The organism is Stenotrophomonas sp. YJH_SMC_133 (assembly GCF_059370655.1).
In genome coordinates this window covers 13,328-33,454 of record NZ_JCAFTW010000020.1, presented here as the reverse complement: position 1 = coordinate 33,454, position 20,127 = coordinate 13,328, and the positions used below count along the sequence as shown (strand labels likewise).

General features: G+C 68.1%; 7 protein-coding genes. 1 reads left to right on the top strand and 6 read right to left on the bottom strand.

Features of this window, described 5'->3' with window-relative positions; all coding sequences use genetic code 11:
- Position 1: 1 nt before the first annotated feature.
- The 6 genes from gspG to purL form a co-directional block, all read right to left on the bottom strand.
- A complete protein-coding gene (gene gspG, locus AC5P78_RS20415; protein WP_004142831.1) occupies positions 2-445 on the bottom strand; it encodes a type II secretion system major pseudopilin GspG in 444 nt (147 codons plus the stop codon).
- A gap of 49 nt (positions 446-494) precedes the next feature.
- Positions 495-1,715, bottom strand: coding sequence for a type II secretion system protein XpsF (xpsF, locus tag AC5P78_RS20410; protein ID WP_099472904.1), 1,221 nt, complete (start codon positions 1,713-1,715; stop codon positions 495-497).
- A 24-nt stretch (positions 1,716-1,739) separates the two neighbouring features.
- On the bottom strand, positions 1,740-3,461 hold the full coding sequence (gspE, locus tag AC5P78_RS20405) for a type II secretion system ATPase GspE (protein WP_005408024.1): 1,722 nt from the start codon (positions 3,459-3,461) through the stop codon (positions 1,740-1,742).
- Between the two features lie 137 nt (positions 3,462-3,598).
- On the bottom strand, positions 3,599-5,491 hold the full coding sequence (locus AC5P78_RS20400) for a S8 family serine peptidase (protein WP_012479111.1): 1,893 nt from the start codon (positions 5,489-5,491) through the stop codon (positions 3,599-3,601).
- A 157-nt stretch (positions 5,492-5,648) separates the two neighbouring features.
- Positions 5,649-12,830: an ESPR-type extended signal peptide-containing protein gene (locus tag AC5P78_RS20395; protein ID WP_241876347.1), complete on the bottom strand. Its 7,182-nt coding sequence runs from the start codon at positions 12,828-12,830 to the stop codon at positions 5,649-5,651.
- 439 nt (positions 12,831-13,269) lie between these two features.
- Positions 13,270-17,154, bottom strand: a complete 3,885-nt coding sequence (purL, locus tag AC5P78_RS20390) for a phosphoribosylformylglycinamidine synthase (protein WP_495217348.1) — start codon at positions 17,152-17,154, stop codon at positions 13,270-13,272.
- 819 nt (positions 17,155-17,973) lie between these two features.
- Here purL and AC5P78_RS20385 point away from each other — a divergent pair.
- Positions 17,974-20,073 (top strand): glycosyl hydrolase family 18 protein, encoded by a 2,100-nt coding sequence (locus tag AC5P78_RS20385; RefSeq protein ID WP_012479108.1) that lies wholly within the window; start codon positions 17,974-17,976, stop codon positions 20,071-20,073.
- Positions 20,074-20,127 lie beyond the last annotated feature (54 nt).

Sequence of the window (20,127 nt, the reverse complement as noted above, 5' to 3'; positions counted from 1 at the left end):
GTTACGGCTGGTAGCGGATGTCAGCGTCGACGCTGCTGCCGCCGGCCTTGCCGTCCTTGCCCAGGCTGATCAGTTCATACGGCTGGCCTTCGCCCGGCGCGCGGTACTCCAACGCGTGGCCCCACGGGTCATTCAGGTCGGCCGGCTTGGCGTACGGGCCCAGCCAGCCGCCGACACCTGCCGGTGCGGTCACCAGATCGTTGAGCGAGCCAGGCAGCTTGCCGGTATCGATCTGGTAGTTGTCGACCTTGGAGGCAACGGTCTGCACCTGGGCCTTGGCGATGTTCGCCTTGCCACGGTCGGCACCGCCCAGCACGCGGCTGGCGACCAGGGTCAGCACCGCGCCGATCAGCACGATGACGATGATGATCTCCAGCAGGCTCATGCCCGACTGGTTGCGCGCGGCAGTGAAGGAAAGGCGGATCGGTCGACGGGAAGCAATCATGGTCGGTCCTTTCAGTTGCGGAGTGTCGGGGTTGCGTAGGGAGCCATCATCAGCCGATGGCATTGGTCAGGTCGTACAACGGCACCAGCACGGCGACGATCACCGCACCGACCACCGAGGCCAGCACCAGGGTGATCGCCGGCACCATCGCGGCCAACAGGCGGTCGATGCGACGGGCGCTGTCCTGTTCAAACGTGTCGGCAGCTTTCAGCAGCATGGTATCGAGGGCACCGGATTCCTCGCCGACCTGGATCATCTGCAGGGCCAGGCGTGGGAAACGCTTGCCGCGTGACAGTGCCAGCGACAGGCCGGCACCGTTCTTCACTTCGTCGGCGGCCGCTTCCACATCAGCGGCCAGCGCGCGGTTGCCCAGCACGTTGCGTGCGATGCCCAGCGCCCCGAGCAGCGGCACGCCATTGCGCAGCAGGGTGCCCAGCGTGCGCGCCAGCCGCGCGGTTTCCAGTTCGCCCAGCAGGCGGCCGATGCCGCGACGCTGCAGCAGCCATCCATCCAGCGCCAGCCGGAACGCCGGTTGCCGTACCTTGCGTTCGAAGAACAATGCCAGCAGTGCGGGCACCACCAGCAGCAGCACCCACCAGTCGCGCACGAACAGGCCCAGCTGCAGTACCGCATTGGTGAACCACGGCAGCGCCACGTCCAGGCTTTCGTACATCTGCGCGAACTGTGGCACCACGTAACCGAGCAGGAACAGCAGCGCACCGCCCACCACCACCAGCAGGATGGCCGGATAGACCAGTGCGTTGATCACCTTGCCCTGCAGCGCGCGGCTGCGTTCGAGGTAGTCGGCCAGCCGCTGCAGGGTCTCGTGCAGGCTGCCACCCGCCTCGCCGGCACGCACCATGTTCACGTACAGGCGCGAGAACAGGCCGTGCTGGCGCTCCAGCGCGGTCGACAGCGGCGCACCGCCGCGCACCACGTCGCGGATGTCGGTGATCGCACGCCGCGAGCGTTCGTCTTCCGGAAGCCCGAGCAGGATCGACAGTGCACGGTCCAGCGGCTGGCCGGCACCAAGCAGGGTCGCCAGCTGCTGGGTGAACTGCAGCAGCCCCGCGCCCTGCAACGGGCGCTGGCGCAGCAGCGTGCGCCAGCTGCTGCCGCCGACCACGCCGCCGTCGGCCAGCTGGGTCTCCATCGGCAGGTGGCCCTGATCCTGCAGGCGCGCGACCAGTTCGGTCTCGCTGGCGGCTTCCATCTGCCCGTCGAAGATCTCGCCGTGCGAATTGAGCGCTTTGTAGCGGTAGTTCGGCATGTCAGCCCCGGCGTCCTGCGCGCATCAGCTTTCCTCGGTCACGCGCAGCACTTCCTCGATGGTGGTCTGGCCGCTGAGTGCTTTGGCCAGGCCATCCTCGTACATGGTGCGCATGCCGGCTTCACGGGCGATGCGTTCGATCTCGCCCATGCCATCGCGGCGCATCACCGCACGCCGCAGCGCGTCGTTCATCACCAGGAATTCCATGATGGTGGTGCGGCCCAGGTAACCAGTCGGCGCCAGTGCCGAGGGCTTCGGGCGGTATAGATGGATCGGCCCTTCCGGCTGCAGGCGGCGCAGCTCGAAACGCTCGATCTCCTCCGGCGAGGCTTCATAGCGCTCGGCGTGGGTCGGCTCCAGCCGACGCACCAGGCGCTGGGCCAGGATGCCGTTGATGGTGGACGTGAGTAGATAGTCCTCCACGCCCATGTCGAGCAGGCGGGTGATGCCGCCGGCCGCATTGTTGGTGTGCAGGGTGGACAGCACCAGGTGGCCGGTCAGCGCCGACTGGATCGCGATGCGCGCGGTTTCCAGGTCGCGCATTTCGCCGATCATGATGATGTCCGGGTCCTGGCGCACGATGCTGCGCAGTGCGTTGGCGAAGTCCAGGCCGATCTGCGGCTTGGCCTGGATCTGGTTGATGCCCTCGATCTGGTACTCGACCGGATCTTCCACCGTGATGATCTTGACGTCGGCGGTGTTGAGCTGGCTCAGCGCGGTGTACAGCGTGGTGGTCTTGCCCGAACCGGTCGGGCCTGTGACCAGCAGGATGCCGTGCGGTTGTTCCAGCACTTTGCGGAACTGCGGCAGGAACGCATCGGTAAAGCCGAGACGATGGAAATCGAACACCACCGTTTCGCGGTCGAGCAGGCGCATCACCACGCTCTCGCCGTGCGCGGTCGGCACCGTGCTCACGCGCAGGTCCAGCTCCTTGCCCTGCACGCGCAGCATGATGCGGCCATCCTGCGGCAGGCGGCGCTCGGCGATGTTGAGGCGGGCCATGATCTTGATGCGGCTGATCACCGCTGCGGTGAGGTTGGCCGGCGGGCTTTCGCCCTCCACCAGTACGCCATCGACACGGTAACGCACCTTCAACCGGCTCTCGAACGGCTCGACATGGATATCCGAAGCGCGCAGTTCCACCGCACGCTGGATCACCAGGTTGACCAGGCGGATCACCGGCGCTTCCGAGGCCAGGTCGCGCAGGTGCTCGATATCGTCGACCGCGCCGCCCTCGCCGTCTGCGGTTTCAACAATCGCGCCCATCGCGCTGCGGCCCTGGCCGAACCAGCGCTCGACCAGATCATCGATCTCCGCACGCATGCCCAGCACCGGGGTCACCGGTACGCCAAGTGCCAGCTGCACAGCCTGCTGCGGATAGGGATCGTGGGCATCGGCCAGCCACAGCCGTACACCCTGTTCATCCAGCGCCAGCGGGCATACATGGAACTGTTTGAGGAAACGCAGGGACAGCGGCAGGCCCTCGGCCAGACCCTGGGGCGGTGAATCCGGCAGCTGCTTGCCATCCAGCAGCGGCAGGCCCAGCACCTCGGCGCTGGCCTGCGCCTGGTCACGTTCGGACACCAGCCCCAGCCGCACCAGCAGGCCAAGCAGGCTGCCGCCGGCCTCCGCGTGCAGCGGCCGTGCCCGTGCAAGATCGCTCTCCTTGAGGCGGCCACGCGCCAACAACGCATCCAGGATGCGGCCTTCGGCGTCGTCGGCAGCGGTTGCAGCAAGGGCGTTCACGTGACTCTCCTGTCAATCGGCTCGACTTTAGCAGTTACGTCGTGATTTCCGTCGCCCCGCCGCCCGCTTTCGTAAAAAGACGAAGCCCGTCACATGCGGGTGACGGGCTTCGGCCATTCAACTACCGCACTGCGCGCTTACTGCGTGGCGAGAATGCTCACACCGCTGTAAGCCGCCTCGCCCACCACCTTGATGTAGTAGGTGCCGGCAGTCGGTGCCGTCACCCGCACCGTTTCCGAGGTGCCCGGACGGGTCGAGCGCGCATCGTTGTCGGTGGCACTCGGCTCGCGGCCCTTGGCCAGGTAGACCGACACGTTGCCGGTGCCACCATAGGTGATGACGCTGAGCTGCTTGCCTGCCGCGGCTTCGAAGCTGTAAAGCACGCTGCTGCCGGCGGCACCACTCAACCCGCCGATGGCCACCTTGTTGGTCAGCGGCTTGGCCACCGGCCCGCAGTTCTCGGTGCATGGCTCTTCCAGGGCCTTGTCCAGCGCGGCCTTGGCATCGACGATGCCGGTACCGATCGGGGTGGCGGACGGAATGCTGACCGGGAACGGACGTGCCGTTTCCTTCAGCAGGGTACGCATGCCCGCCGGCGCGAGCGGGTCGCGGTTGGCGGCGATCAGCGCGCTCTGCACCAGCGCGGCGACGGCAGCCACATGTGGCGCCGCCATCGACGTGCCGGCCTTGCCGCCAAGGGTGTAACCCTCGGTGGAACCGGCTGCCGGCGGCGACGTCTTGCTGCTGGACACCGCCTGCCAGACATAGCCGTTCGGATTGCCGTCGGTGACGCCACCGCCCGGGCCGGACAGATCGATGCGGGTACCGAAGTTGGAGTAGTAGGCCATGGCGCCTGTGATGCCGGTAGCGCCGACCGAGACCACGCCATCGCAGTTGGCCGGGCGGGCGTTGGCCACATTCATCGAGTCGTTGCCGGCTGCCACCACCACCAGGGTACCGCGGTTGGTGGCACCGGTGATGGCCGCCTGGTAGGCCGGATCGCAGCTGCCGGAGCCGCCCAGGCTCATGTTGATGATCTCGGCCGGATTCTGGTTGGCAGGGATGCCGGCCACGGTACCGCCCGAGGCCCAGGTGATGGCGTCGGTGATGTCCGACAGGGTGCCACCGCAGTAGCCGAGCACGCGCACCGGCAACACCTTGGCCTTGTAGGCCAGGCCGGCGGTATGCAGGCCGTTGTTGGTGGCCTCGGCGATGGTGCCGGTCACATGGGTACCGTGCCAGCTGCTGTCGCGTACCGGCGAACCGTCGTAGCAGGCATTGGCGGTGGGCATCCAGTCACCGTAGTCGAGTGCACCCGGCACGCGGCCATCGGCGGCACGACGCGAGCGGCTGGCCTGGCTGATGAAGTCGTAGCCCTCCAGCAGGGTGCCGGCGGCGAAATCCGGGTGCTCGGGCAGGATGCCGGTATCGAGCACGGCCACCACGACGCCCTCGCCCTGCGAGACGTCCCATGCGGCCGGTGCGTTCACGCCACCGACCGGGTTGTGGAAGTGCCAGTTGTGGCTCTGGTAGTACGGATCGTTGGGCACGAAGCTGGGCGACGCATCGGACTTCGCGACGGCGTCCGCACGCGGCGACGACGCGGCATCGATCGGATACATGATGGCGTCGGCCACCGCATATTCGACGGTCGGGTCAGCCTTCAGTTCGCCCAGCACCTTGTCCAGTTCGGCGCGCGCGATCCCTCCCTGCAGGCGGATCAGATCGGCACCGATGCCCAGCTTGCGGGCCACCTGCGGGCGCAGCGCGGCACTGCGCGCAGCCGCGTTGGTACCTGCCGGCACGGCGCGGGCGATGGCCGAGTTGACCACGGCCAGCTTGGCGTTCGCATCGGCAGCTGCGGCGCTGCCAGCGCGGTACTTCACGATGATGCCATCAACCTGCTGCGTCTTCGGGCCGGACAACGGCGCATTTGCTTTCAGGTCGGCGGCCTGTGCCAGGCCAACACCGGTCAGCGACAGCACGGCGGCTGCCAACACATTGATGCGAAGGTTCTGCTTCTTGATCACGTCGAATTCCTCTTCTGGGTCATGGATCGAACCAACACTGCGGCCATCATTCCTTGACGACTCCCGGCCGGCCCAGCCGGGATTGCCGTGACCTCCCCCCAGGCCCTCGTTGCAGGTGCTGCGCCGGCGTGGGTGGCCGCCGGCGCGATGGAGTGGCTTACCAGCCGAAGCCGGCACCGACGCCGACCGAGCTGTCGTCGCTGCTGAAGGCGCCGCCGAACGTCACCGTGGCGCGATCGCTGATCGCACGCTGGTAACCCAGCGAAAGTGCCGATTCACCGCCCTGGAAGCCGATGCCGACGCCGACCCGGTTCTGGGTACGGATGCCGGCAGCACTGGTGGCCATGTTGAGCATCGCCGCGCTCATCGCGCCCTGGCGGTCGATGCGGCGATCCATGTGGCGCAGGCGTCCGTCGATCTCGCCCTTGAACACATCGAAGCTGTCGGCGACGGCCTGGACGCGGCTGTCGGTATAGCTGTTGGCGGTAGCCATGCCACGATCGAGCTGGCCCTTGTTGACCGCATCGGTGGCGGCGGTACCGGCCGCCACGTTGGTGACCTGGCGTTCGTTGCCTTCGCTGCCCACCGACACCGTGTTGGCACGATCAGCAACCGAGCCCTGGCCCAGCGCCACCGCGTTCGCAGCGGTGGCATTGGCACCTTGGCCGATTGCGGTGGACGAGGCGCCGCTGGCCACTGCGCCGTCGCCCATGGCGACCGCGTTGAGGCCCGATGCCGGGGTGCCCACCGGGATGCCCGCACCCGCCGCCGCAGCGGTCGGCGTGCCCTGCACGCGTGCGCTGCTGGCCGGTGCCGCATCGGCCGCCGCCGGTGCTTCGGCAACGCTGGCCAGTGCGCTTTCATCCAGCGAGGCACTCATTGCGCGCAGGCTGGCGGCACCTGCACGCGTGCCACCCGCAGTACGGCGGTCAATCTCACTGACCTTGCGGTCCAGCGCACCCAATGCATCGCCGACGTTGCTGTAGGTGGCGCCCTGGATCACATAGTTCGGTGCCACGAATACGCCCTGCATGCCGACGCTGGCACCGCCGCCGAGGAAGCTGGCGGCATCGCTGAGCGACTGGAACAGCTGGCCGCCATTGATCGCCTGGCGGCTGCCAGCGGCGATGCTGCCGGCACCGACATTGTCGATGGTGGTGCCCTGGAAGCCGGACAGGGTCAGGCGGTCACGACTGGCGTCGTCGTAGCCGACCGCACTGGCCGCCGTGGTCTCCACGGTGGCGATGCGCGAATCGAAATCACCGACGCGGGTTTCCACCGCGCCCACGCGCTGGTTGGTGACATTGAGCTGGGAACCGGTCACCGCGTCACTGCTGCCGGCAGCGATGCGGCCATCAGCCACGTTGACGATGCGGCGGGTGGCCGGGCCATCGGTGGGGTTGCCACTGCCCACCGACACAACATTGGCATCCAGCGCACGCGCTCCAGCACCGATTGCAACCGAGTTGACGCCGACCGCACCCGCACCGGCGCCAACGGCCAGTGCGCCGGAGGCAGACACCGTGGCATTGGCACCCAGCGCGATGCTGCGTGCGCCCGCCGCATTGGCCACCGAGCCCATCGCTACCGAATCGGTACCGATGGCGTTCGCGGTTCCCGTGCCATTGGCGCGGAAATATCGGTTGGTGGTGTTGGCGGTAAACGCAACGGCGTCCAGCTGCCCGCGATTCACTGCGTCATTGATTTCGGTACCGTTGGCGACATTGGTGACCTGCCGGTTGTTGACGGCACTGCCGACGGACACGGTATTGGCACGATCGGCCACCGAGCCTCCACCCAGTGCGACACTGCCGGCAGCCGAAGCGTTGGCACTGACACCCACCGCCGTGGCATTCAAACCGGTGGCCTTGCTGCCGTAACCGACCGCAGTACCCAGGCGGCCGCTGGCTTCGGCATAGCTGCCCAACGCCGAAGCGCCATCGGCCGAGGCACTGGCGCGGAAACCATTGGCCTGCGACTGCGTGCCGGTAGCCGTGGCCTGCGCACCGTTGGCCGTGCTGTAGGGGCCCTTGGCCTGGGCCCCGGCGCCAGTGGCGCTGGCGCCGGTTTCACTGGCGCTGGCGCCGCTGCCCAGCGCAACGCTGTCGACACCACTGGCCTGCGCAGCATTGCCCAGTGCGGCAGCGTTGTTGCCGGTGGCCAGTGCATCGAAGCCAACCGCCGTGGCGTTGGTGGCCATGGCGTTGGCGCCGCTGCCCAGCGCGGTCGCACCGTTGCCGATCGCATTGGCCGCATTGCCGGCCGCCAGCGCATTTTCGCCATCGACCAGTGCACCGGCCTCGCCATCGGCATTGCCGCTGGCCTGGAACTGCCGGCTGGTCTTGTCGGCGACACTGGCAACGGCGTCGAGCTGGCCCTTGTTCACCGCATCGGTGGCTTCGGTACCGGCTGCAACGTGGGTGACCTGGCGTTCGCTGCCGGCCTTGCCAACGGCCACCGTGTTGTCGCGGTCAGCCTTGGAACCGGCACCGAGCGCAACGCTGTTGCTGCCATTGGCGGTGGCATTGGCACCGAGCGCCGTGGCGTTGGTGCCTGCCGACCAGGCATTCCAGCCGATGGCGGTAGCGTAATCCTCGGTGGCCCATGCACCGGCACCGAATGCTGCCGCACCGGTGCCACTGGCGCGCGACGGAATCAGGCCGAAGAAGGTGCTGCCGCCGATCGCCACGCTTTCCGCACCGCTGGCTTCACTCGACTGACCCACCGCAACCGCGCCGGCGCCCGCCGCCGCTGCCCCGAAGCCCACCGCCGTGGTGTTGGCACCGCTGGCAGCCGAGCCGTAGCCGAGTGCGGTGCCAAGGCGACCGGTCGCTTCGGCATAGCCACCCACCGCTGTGGTGCCATCGGCGGTGGCCGCGCTGCGGAAGCCGCTGGCAAGGGACTGTGCGCCACTGGCGTTGGATTCGGTACCGTTGGCGGTGCTGTAGACACCGCTTGCCTGTGCACGCGCGCCCGCCGCGCTCGTCCCCACTTCGCTGGCGCTGGCACCGCTGCCCAGGGCCAGGCTGTCCTCGCCGGTGGCCTGTGCGGTGCTGCCCAGTGCCGCCGCGTTGGTGCCGGTCGCCAGCGCATCGATGCCGACGGCGGTGGCGTTGGCGGCCAGCGCATTGGCACCACTGCCGAGCGCAGTGGCACCGTTGCCGATCGCGTTGGCCGCATCACCGGCCGCCAGCGCATTGTCACCCTCCACCAGCGCGCCGGTTTCACCATCGGCATTGCCACTGGCCTGGAACTGCCTGCTGGTCTTCTCCGCAGCGGCGGCTACGGCATCGAGCTGGTTCTTGTTGACCGCATCGTTGCCCTGCGTGCCATCGGCCACGTTGGTGATCTGGCGGGTGTTGCCGCCGCCGCCCACCGATACGGTGTTGTCGCGGTCCGCAATCGAATCCGCACCGAGCGCCACGCTGTTGGCCGCGCGCGATTCCGCTGCATTGCCCAGCGCGGTGCTGTTGATGCCCCCTGACCAAGCGCCACCGCCCACCGCCGTGGAGTAGTTGCCCGAGGCTTCGGTCGCCAGCACGCCGAACAGCGAGCCACCGACGGCGACGCTGTTGGTGCCGGTGGCCAGGCTGCCCTGGCCGGTGGCGGTGCTGTAAGCGCCGGACGCTTGCGAATCACCGCCCAGGGCCACGCTGTTGGAACCCGAGGCGTTGGCGAAGTTGCCGAAGGCGGTGGCATTGAAGGCCGAGGCCTGTGCGTAGCCGCCGATGGCGGTACTGTAACCACCGGTGGCTTCGGCACCGATACCGAACGCTGCCGCAGCCGTGCCGCTGGCCACGCTCTCGCTGCCGACCGCGGTGGCACCACTGCCACTGGCGTTGCTGAAGTAGCCCACGGCTACGGCTTCTTCGCCGGAGGCTTCGGACAAGGCACCGCTGGCGGTGCTGCCTGCGCCGCTGGCGATGCTGGCCGCGCCGAACGCTGCACTCTGCTCACCGCTGGCTTCGCTTTCCGCACCCTGCGCGGTGGCGTATTCGCCGGTGGCCTGTGCATTGGCGCCTACGGCACTGGCATTGGCGGCGGTCGCCAGCGCGTTGAAGCCGATCGCCTGCGCGTTGCCGGCCAGCGCATTGGCACCGCTGCCAAGCGCGGTGGCGCCATTGCCGATGGCGTTGGCTGCATCACCTGCGGCCAGTGCGTTGTCGCCCTCCACCAGCGCACCCGCCACATCGTCGCCGTTGCCGCTGGCCTGGAAGAAGCGGCTGGTGGTTGCTGCGGTACTTGCCACCGCATCCAGCTGTGCCTTGTTCACCGCATCGGTGTCCTGGGTACCGGCGGCGACGTTGGTGACCTGGCGCTCGTTGCCGCTGCTGCCCACCGACACCGTGCGTGCGCGGTTGGCGACCGAGCCCGCGCCGAGTGCGACGGCGTTGCTGGCACTGGCATTGCTGCCCGCACCCAGCGCGATCACACTTTCGCCGCCGGCCACCGTGTTGGTGCCGATGGCGATGCTGTTGATGCTGTTGCCCAGTGCCTGGAAGCCCAGCGCCACGCTGTTGTCGCCATAGCCGAAGGCACCACGGCCGACTGCGGTGGCGCTGGTTCCGTTGGCCCAGCTGTTGTAACCGATCGACGTGGCGCCAGCGCCGCTGGCCCACGCCGCGTTGCCGAACGCCGAGGCATTGGTGGCGGTCGCCCACGCACCGGAACCAAAGGCGCTGGCGCCGCTGGCGGTGGCCCAGCTGTAGCCGCCCACCGCGGTACTGTCATCGCTGCTGGCAAACGCACTGTCACCCACCGCCACCGCATACGCGCCGGTGGCGCGCGACTTGCCGCCGGCGGCGAAGCTGTTGTCACCACTGGCCTTGGCCGCATTGCCGAAGGCGCTGCTGGCTGCACCGCTGGCCTGCGCAGCGCTGCCGACCGCCGTGGCATCGGCCACGGCCGTGGTACCCACCTGCTGCGCCTTGCCATCTGCACCGATGATGGGTTGGTTGAACTCGTCGTAGGCCTGGCCCAGGCCACCGATGGCGACACCGCCATTGCCGGTGGCCGTGCTGTTGCGGCCCACCGCCACGCTGTCATCGCCGATGGCCGACGCGGCCGCGCCATGTGCAACCGCGCCGGTACCGATCGCATTGCTCGACGAACCGGCCGCGATGGCACCCTCGCCTTCCGCCAGCGCTCCGGCATCACTGCCAGCTTCAGGCTGGGCCTGGAAGAAGCGCGCGGTGCTGTCGGCGGTGCTGGCCACCGCATCCAGCTGCGCCTTGTTCACCGCATCGGTGGCTTCACTGCCGGCTGCAACGCTGGTGATCTGCCGCTCGTTGCCGGCACTGCCGACGGCCACGCTGTTGGCACGCACCGCTTCGGAGTTCGCGCCCAGCGCGACGCTGTTGGCGCCGCGTGCCGTAGCGTAGTAGCCCACTGCGGTGCTCTGCGCACCACTGGCCCAGGTCTGCGCGCCAAGCGCGCTGGCGTTCTCGCCCGGCGCATAGGCGAAGTAGCCCACCGCGGTGGCTTCGGCGCCGGAGGCTTCGCTGAGGCTGCCGTTGGCCACGGCACGGTCGCCGCTGGCGATGGCGCCGGCACCCACCGCGGTCGCGGCTTCACCACTGGCCTGTGTCTGTACGAAGAAGCCCAGGCCGGGAATCAGGTCGGCCGGGCCACCAATGGCGACGCTGCTGGTGCCCGTGGCATTGCTCTGCGTACCCAATGCCGTGGAGTAATCACCGATGGCATTGGAGACCGCACCGAACGCCGACGCCTGCGCGCCGGACGCATAGGCCCCCACGCCATAGGACGACGCGGCAAAACCGCTGGCATCGGCACTGGCGCCGACGGCCGTGCCACCCACACCGGCACTGGTGGCGCCGGTGACCACCGGCACGCCACCACTGGTGATCAGCGGGTTGCCGTTGGCATCCACCGCAGCGCCACCGACGGCCACGCTGCCCGGTCCGTTGGCCTGCGCGTTGTTGCCGAATGCTGCGCTGTTCTGGCCCGAGGCCAGTGCGTTGTTGCCCACCGCGGTCGCGTTCTGCGCAACGGCAGTGGCACCGGCACCGACCGCCGTGGTGCCAGTGCCGATGGCATTGGCGGCCTCGCCTGCGGCCAGCGCGTCGTCACCTTCAGCCAGCGCACCGGCATCGCTGTTGCTGCTGCCGGTGGCCTGGAAGCGCTTGGCGGTGGCATCGGCCACCGCGGCAACATCCTTCAACTGGCCAACGTTGACCGCATCGGTATCTTCGGTGCCGGCGGCAACGCTGGTGATCTGGCGGGTCAGGCCATATCCGGCGGCACCGACGGACACGGTATCGACACGATCAGCCAGCGAACCGGCGCCCAACGCCACGCTGCCGGTAGCGACCGCGGCCGAATTGGAGCCCAGCGCGGTGCTGTATTCACCGACGGCCGTGCTGAACGCACCGACTGCAATCGAGGCTTCGTTGGCAGCCGTGGCGCCGCGGCCCAATGCGGTACTGCCGGGGCCCATCGCTACGGCACCGCCACCGACGGCGGTCGCGCCATCGGCGGTGGCTTCGGACAGTGCACCCAGTGCCGTTGCTGCACCGTTTTCGCTGGCGGCGTACGCGCTGGCCCCGACAGCGGTATCGCCAAGGCCGAACGCTGCTGCGCTTTGCCCGACCACCACGCTGGCATCGCCGATCGCCAGCGCGCCCTGGCCGAATGCGCTGGCGCCGATGCCTGCAGCAATGGCCTGGGTACCGATGGCAGTGGTAGCGTTGGCCAGCGACTGCGCACCGGCACCGGCGGCCAGTGCGCCCTCGCCCTCGATCTTCGCCGCGTCGCTGTCATCGCCTGCGCCGTCGGCCTTGAAGTACCGGTTGCCGTCGGCGGCCACGTCGGCCAGCGCGGCCTGCGTGGCGCGCGCCTGCGCGTCCAGCTGCGCCTTGTTCACTGCGTCGGTCGCCTGCGTGCCTGCGGCGACATTGGTGACCTGCCGTTCCTTGCCGGCATCGCCGACGGAAACGGTGTTGGCACGCGTGGCTTTGGAGCCGGCGCCCAGCGCCACGCTGTTGGCCGCACTGGCACTGCTGTTGCTGCCGATCGCCACCGCATTGCTGCCCTTGGCCGTGGCCGAGCCTTCGATCAGGCACTTTTCGAGCAGCTTGCCGCTGAATGCCACGCAGGTGGCGCTACCGCCGATCTGCACCGACTGTGCGGTGGCAGAGCCACTCATGCCCAATCCCAATACCAGGCCCAGTGCCACCGCCAGCAGTGCGGGCGTGGCCTGTGTCGCACCGCGGCGCTGGTCGACGACCCCACCGCTGCTGCTGTCGGAGGAAGCCAGTTCCGAGGCCACCACCAACTGACCCAATGCTTTGTTCCAGACCTTGCGATAAATCCGATTCATCGGTACGGCTCCTGATTGGACTGGTTTTGGGCAAAGCAACGCCACCGCTGGGCTTTCCGGCCCAACGTCCCCTGGGGGCGTTTATTCGCGTGATTTACTGCGGGGTATTGCCGAACGGCGCGCAGCGACAGAAAACCGAGCGCGTGCGCCAACCGGTTACTGCGAAATGAATGATTCTGAAACGGGGTTCAAGTGTTAACGGCAACTTTGCAGATCGTCAAGACTTTGACACGACAAATCCTATTGCCGTGAAGCAGTTCACTCTTTTCCCTGTTTATGAAAGGATTTTGTTAGCGACGTGTGACGTAACCCTGTCGCCTGAAAATCCATGTAACTCGCGGGTACATCAGGATTTTCACACGCGCAAAGAAAAAACCCGCCGATCAACGGCGGGTTTTTCCATACGCGACGGCATTGATGCCTGCGCGGTGTGGTGCGATCAGCCGCACCACACCCGCGCGTTGCGGAACATGCGCATCCACGGCGAATCACCCTGCCACTCGGCCGGGGCCCAGCTCATGTTGAGCGCGCGCGGGGTGCGTTCCGGGTGCGGCATCATGATGGTCACGCGGCCGTCGCTGCTGGTCAGGCCGGTGATGCCGTCCGGCGAACCGTTCGGATTCAGCGGGTACTGGCTGGCCACGTTGCCGTGGCCATCGATATAGCGCAGCGAAACACGGGCCGCGGCCTGGTCGACCGCGTTGTCGAACACCGCCTGGCCTTCGCCATGCGCCACTGCCACCTGCAGGCGCGAACCGGCCATGCCACGCAGCAGGATCGACGGAGATTCCACCACTTCCAGCAGCGCGGTACGGGCTTCGAACTGCTCGCTGGCATTGCGGCGGAACTGCGGCCAGTGTTCGGCACCGGGAATGATGTCCTTCAGCTGGCTCATCATCTGGCAGCCGTTGCACACGCCCAGGGCGAAGCTGTCCTCGCGCGCGAAGAACGCGGCGAAGGCATCACGCAGCGCGCTGCGCTCCAGGATCGAGGTGGCCCAGCCACGGCCAGCGCCAAGCACGTCGCCGTAACTGAAGCCGCCGCAGGCGACCAGGCCGGTGAAGTCCTGCAGGGCGACGCGGCCTTCGATCAGGTCGCTCATGTGCACATCGAAGGGCCGGAAGCCGGCACGTTCGAAGATGTTCGCCATTTCGATCTGGCCGTTGACGCCCTGCTCGCGCAGCACGGCCACGCGCGGACGCGCACCGGTGCTGATGAACGGGGCGGCCACGTCTTCATTGATGTCGAAGCTGAGCTTGGGCTTCAGGCCCGGTGCGTTGAAGGCACGGGCGATCTCACGCTCGGCGTCGGCGTTGGCCGGGTTGTCGCGGCGCTTCTGCATCGCGTGGGTGACCGACCACCATGCGTCGAACAGCGACTCCCAGCGCCATTCAGCCAGGTTCTCGCCAGCCAGCGACACGCGCACCACCGGTGCGGTGGTCGGCTTGGCGATGCGCTGCGCGCACTCGGTCAGTGCATGGCGCTCGACCAGGTCGGCGAACGCTGCGCGGTCTTCGCGTGCGATCTGCACCACCGCGCCCAGCTCTTCGTTGAACAGGCTGCGGAATGGATCGTCGCCCCAGGCATCGAGGGTGATGTCCAGCCCCAGGCGCGAAGTGAAGGCCATTTCGCACAGCGCGGCGAAGGCACCGCCGTCGCTGCGGTCGTGGTAGGCCAGCAGCAGGCCGGCCTGGCGCGCATCGCGGATCAGCTCGAAGAAGCCACGCAGGCGCTGCGGGTCGTCCAGATCCGGGGCAGCGCCGGCGAACGCCGGCAGGTCACCGTGGTCGGCATGCACCTGGGCCAGGATGGAACCGCCCAGCCGCTGCTTGCCGGCGCCAAGGCCGATCAGCCACAGCTCGCTTTCCACGTCGCGGTCGAGCAGCGGGGTCAGCTGCTGGCGCACATCGGCGACCGGTGCGAACGCAGAGATCACCAGCGACACCGGCGACACGCTCTTGTGCGCTTGGCCCTGGTCGTGCCACTGCGCCTGCATCGACAGCGAGTCCTTGCCCACCGGAATGCTGATGTCCAACTGCGGGCACAGTTCCATGCCCACGGCCTTCACCGCGTCGTACAGCAGCGCGTCTTCGCCCGGGTGGCCGGCCGCGGCCATCCAGTTCGCCGACAGTTTGATCTCATCCAGCGCATCGACCGGGGCCGCGCACAGGTTGGTCAACGCTTCGCCCACGGCCATGCGTGCCGAAGCCGCCGCATCGAGCAGGGCCAGCGGGGTGCGCTCGCCGATCGACATCGCCTCGCCGGCCACGCCGTCGAAGTCGGCCACGGTGATGGCCACATCGGCCACCGGCAGCTGCCACGGGCCAACCATCTGTTCGCGTGCGGTCAGACCACCGACGCTGCGGTCACCGATGGTGACCAGGAAGTTCTTCGAGGCCACCGTCGGGTGCGCAAGCACGCGCAGGCCCGCTTCCTGCAGGTCCAGGCCCGCGGTCTTCAGCGCCGGCCAGCGCGGTGCCGGCGGGTGTGCGGTATCGCGGTGCATCTTCGGCGGCTTGCCGAACAGCACGTCCATCGGCAGGTCGATCGGCGCATCGGCCGGGGTGTGGCCCGGCACGGCGCCATAGGCCACCACCAGGTGTTCCTCGGCGGTGGCCACGCCGACCGCAGCGAACGGGCAGCGCTCGCGGGCGCACAGCGCGGCGAACTCGGCCAGGCGCTCCTGGGCGACGCCGAGCACGTAGCGTTCCTGCGATTCGTTGCACCACAACTGCATCGGCGACAGTGACGGATCATCGGTGGGCACCTTGCCCAGATCGATCACGCCACCGACCTTGGAGTCGTGCAGCAGCTCGGGGATGGCATTGGACAGGCCACCGGCACCGACGTCGTGGAAGAACTTGATCGGGTTGTTGCTGCCCATCGCCACGCAGCGGTCGATGACCTCCTGGCAGCGGCGTTCCATTTCCGGGTTGTCGCGCTGCACGCTGGCGAAGTCCAGGTCCTCGGCGCTTTCGCCGGAGGCCACCGAGCTGGCGGCACCGCCACCCAGGCCGATCAGCATCGCTGGGCCACCGAGCACGATGACCGCATCACCGGGCTGCAGCTGGATCTTGTCGACCTGGGTACGGTCGATGGCGCCGAGGCCGCCGGCCAGCATGATCGGCTTGTCGTAGGCACGCACCAGGTCGGTGCCTTCAGGCAGCTCGAAGCTGCGGAAGTAGCCAAGCAGGTTCGGGCGGCCGAACTCGTTGTTGAACGCCGCGCCGCCGAGCGGACCATCGGTCATGATTTCCAGCGCGGGCGCCATGCGCGGGTTCAGCGCGCGCGGCGCTTCCCATGGCTGCGGCAGCTCGGGAATGCGCAGGTGCGAGACCGAGAAACCGGTCAGGCCGGCCTTCGGCTTGCCGCCGCGGCCGGTCGCGCCTTCGTCGCGGATTTCACCACCGGCGCCGGTCGAGGCGCCCGGGAACGGTGCGATGGCGGTCGGGTGGTTGTGGGTCTCCACCTTGATCTGGAACGCGCTGGGCACCTGCGGTTCACGACGGTACTCGCCGCTGGCCGGATCCGGGCGGTAGCGCGACGCCGGATGGCCTTCGATCACCGCGGCGTTGTCGCTGTACGCGCTGAGCGTGTGCTGCGGGGTCTGCTGGTGGGTGTTCTTGATCATCCGGAACAGCGAGCGGTCCTGCTCCTGGCCGTCGATGGTCCAGCTGGCGTTGAAGATCTTGTGGCGGCAGTGCTCGGAATTGGCCTGCGCGAACATCATCAGTTCGACGTCCGACGGCGAGCGGCCCAGCGCGGTGAAGCGTTCGCGCAGGTAATCGATCTCGTCCTGGGCCATGGCCAGGCCGAGGCGCTCGTTGGCGGCCTCCAGCTGGTCCACCGGCACGCGTTCCAGTTCGCCGCGGGCGGGCGCCGAGAACAGCGCCTGGCCCTGCTGCACGGTCTCCAGCACTGACTGCGTCATCGGGTCGTGCAGCGCCTTGACCAGCGCCTGCTGCACGTCGGCATCGGCCGGCCAGCCCTGCACGTCGATACGCAGGCCCCGCTCGACCCGGCTTACCGGCTGGCCGGCACCGCGCACCAGTTCGGTGGCCTTGCTCGACCACGGCGACAGCGTACCCAGGCGCGGCACCACGATGCGGCTGACCGCGCCGTCGGCCACGGCCTCGGCCTGTGGCGCCGCTTCGAGGATGCGGCACAGGGTGGCGAGGTCGGGAGCGACGCTGCCTTCGGGCTGCACGAAGTAGACGTGCCAGGCACCGCTGATGCGCAGGGAGGGAGCGATGGACTGCAGGCGGGATTCAAGACGTTCGCGGCGGAACGGCGACAGGGCGGGCGCGCCCTCGAGGACCATCATGTCCGGGGAACCGTAGTTGGGAAACGGGCCCGACATTGTACCGGAAGCGGGGGAAGGGCTCTGGCCGGGCGGCGCCCGGCACCCGCCGAGGCCAGGGCAACAGCAACAGCAACAGCAACGGCCAAAGCAAAAGCGGGGTTCCCGTGGGATGGCGGGGTGGGTCCGGTGGCGGGGGACGCCGTAAACCCGTCCCTGGGGGCTTGGCCGCGGCATCCATGCCGCGGACACCCCCGCCACCGGACCCACCCCGCCTCCGACAGATTTCCGCGATCTGCGGTAGATCCACGCCATGCGTGGATGCTCCCCGGTAGTGCCGGCCGCTGGCCGGCAACCAGAGGAAGTCAGAAATCAGGCATTGAAGAGCGAAGCGACCGGCTTTTGCTTTTGATCTTTTGTTCTGTCTTCCGTGGCTGGCCGCGCAGGAACCTGTCAGGGGCCGGGTGGGTGGGGTCAGGCGGGGTGTCCGCGGCATGGATGCCGCGGCCAAGCCCCCAGGGACGGGTTCACGGCGTCCCCGCCTGACCCCACCCACCCGGCCAAACCCATGAATTCGCGCGCCGACCAGCCACGAGGGGGCTCCGCCGATGGCCGCCGACCGCGCGCAGCGCCGCTTTCCGCCCAAATCCTCGAACCATGCACTTGCTCACGGATTGACCACACAATTGATGACAACGTTGTCCCCACCTGGCGCCGGACTCTCTCCCCGGCCTCCCAGGTACCTCCGTCCGGCCCCACCCGTCGCCTTCCCGGGCGACGCCCGGACCTGCGTCACGCGCGGCGCCATCGGGGCCCGCGCGCCCTTTGATCGGAGACTTACCCATGTACGACCCGATTGTGCGCAGTGCCGAACGTGCGACCCGAAGCTGTCGTCCCCGCCGCCTGGCCTGGCTGCTCGCCGTGGCCGCCGGTGCCGCTGCCCTGCCCGGCCTGGCGCAGGCCGCCAGCTGTGCCGGCGTGGCCCAGTGGGACCAGGCCAAGATCTACCGGGCCGGCGATACCCTGCAGAAAGGAGGCGTCCTCTATCGGGCGAACCAGGACATCTGGAACGCGCCGCCGGACCATCCGGCCGGTGCGCCCTATTACACCAACCTCGGTGCCTGCGATGGCAGCGGCGCCAACCAGCCGCCGGTGGTCAGCCTGACCTCGCCGGCCAACGGCGCCACCTTCAGCGCCGGCAGCACGGTCAACGTGACCGCTACCGCCAGTGATCCGGACGGCAGCGTCGCCAAGGTCGAGTTCTTCCGCGATGGCAGCACGCTGGGCGTGGCCACCAGTGCGCCGTATGCGGCCAGCTGGACCAATGCCAGCGCCGGCAGCCACACCCTGCGCGCCGTAGCCACCGACAACAACAACGCCACCAGCAGCACCGCGACCATCACCATCACCGTCAACGCCGCCGGTGGCGATACCACCGCACCGAGCGTGCCGGGCGGACTGGCGGTCGGCACACGTACCGCCAACAGCATCGCGCTCAGCTGGAGCCCGTCCACCGACAACACCGGTGGCAGCGGGGTGGCCGGCTATGACGTGTACCGCAATGGCAGCCTGGTCGGTTCACCATCCAGTGCCAGCTACGTCGATGGCGGCCTGACTGCATCGACCACTTACCGCTACCGTGTGCGTGCCCGCGACAACGCCGGCAACGCGTCCGCGCAGGGCACCGAGATCAGCGCCACCACGCTGGCCGGTGACGGCGGCACCACCGGCAAGCGGGTCATCGGCTACTTCACCCAGTGGGGCATCTACGGCCGCAACTACCGGGTCAAGAACATCGACAGCAGCGGTTCGGCCGCGCGCCTGACCCACATCAACTACGCCTTCGGCAACGTGCGCAACAACCGCTGCGAAGTGGGCGTCACCCAGCCGTCGGATCCGAACAGCGGTGCCGGTGGTGATGCCTTCGCCGACTACACCAAGGCCTTCAGTGCCGCCGAGAGTGTCAGCGGCAGCGCCGATACCTGGGACCAGCCGCTGCGCGGCAACTGGAACCAGCTCAAGCAGCTCAAGGCCAAGTACCCGAGCATGAAGGTGCTGATCTCGCTGGGTGGCTGGACCTGGTCGCGTGGCTTCTCCAGCGCGGCGCGCCCGGAAAACCGCCAGGCCTTCGTCGCCTCGTGCATCGATGCCTACATCAAGGGCAACCTGCCGGTAACCGACGGTGCCGGTGGTGCCGGTGCCGCGCTGGGCGTGTTCGACGGCATCGACATCGACTGGGAATACCCGGTGGCGTGCGGCATCGAATGCGGCAAGCCGGAAGACAACGCCAACTTCACCGCGCTGATGGCCGAGTTCCGCCGCCAGCTCGATGCAGTGCGTCCGGGCCTGCTGCTGACGGTGGCGGTGGGTGCCGGCATCGACAAGATCCGCGTCACCGACCCGGCCGCGTACCACCCGTACCTGGACTACATCAACGTGATGACCTACGACTTCCACGGCGCGTGGGATGCGAAGACCAATCACCAGTCGGCGCTGTTTGATTCGCCGAATGATCCGTCCACCGGCGACCAGAAGCTGTACAACAGCAACGACGCCATCGAGGCCTTCATCAGTCGTGGCGTGCCTGCCGCCAAGCTCAACCTGGGCATCGGCTACTACGGGCGTGGCTGGACCGGTGTGGCCAACGCCAACAACGGCCTGTACCAGACCGCGACCGGCGCTGCCCCGGGCACGTATGAAGCCGGCATCGAGGACTGGAAGGTGCTGAAGAACCTGGCGTGGCCGGGCTACACCGACAACACCGCCGGTGCCACCTGGATCTACAACGGCAGCACGCTGTGGAGCTTCGACACCCCGGCCAACATCACCCGCAAGATGGGTTACGTGAAGACCCAGGGCCTGGGCGGCGCGTTCGTCTGGGAGTTCAGTGGTGACGATGCACAGGGCACGCTGACCAAGGCGGTCAGTGATGGCCTGAAGTAAGAAAAAAGCCGGGGATGCGGCACGCATCCCCGGCTCTACAGGAAAAGGTCGGCT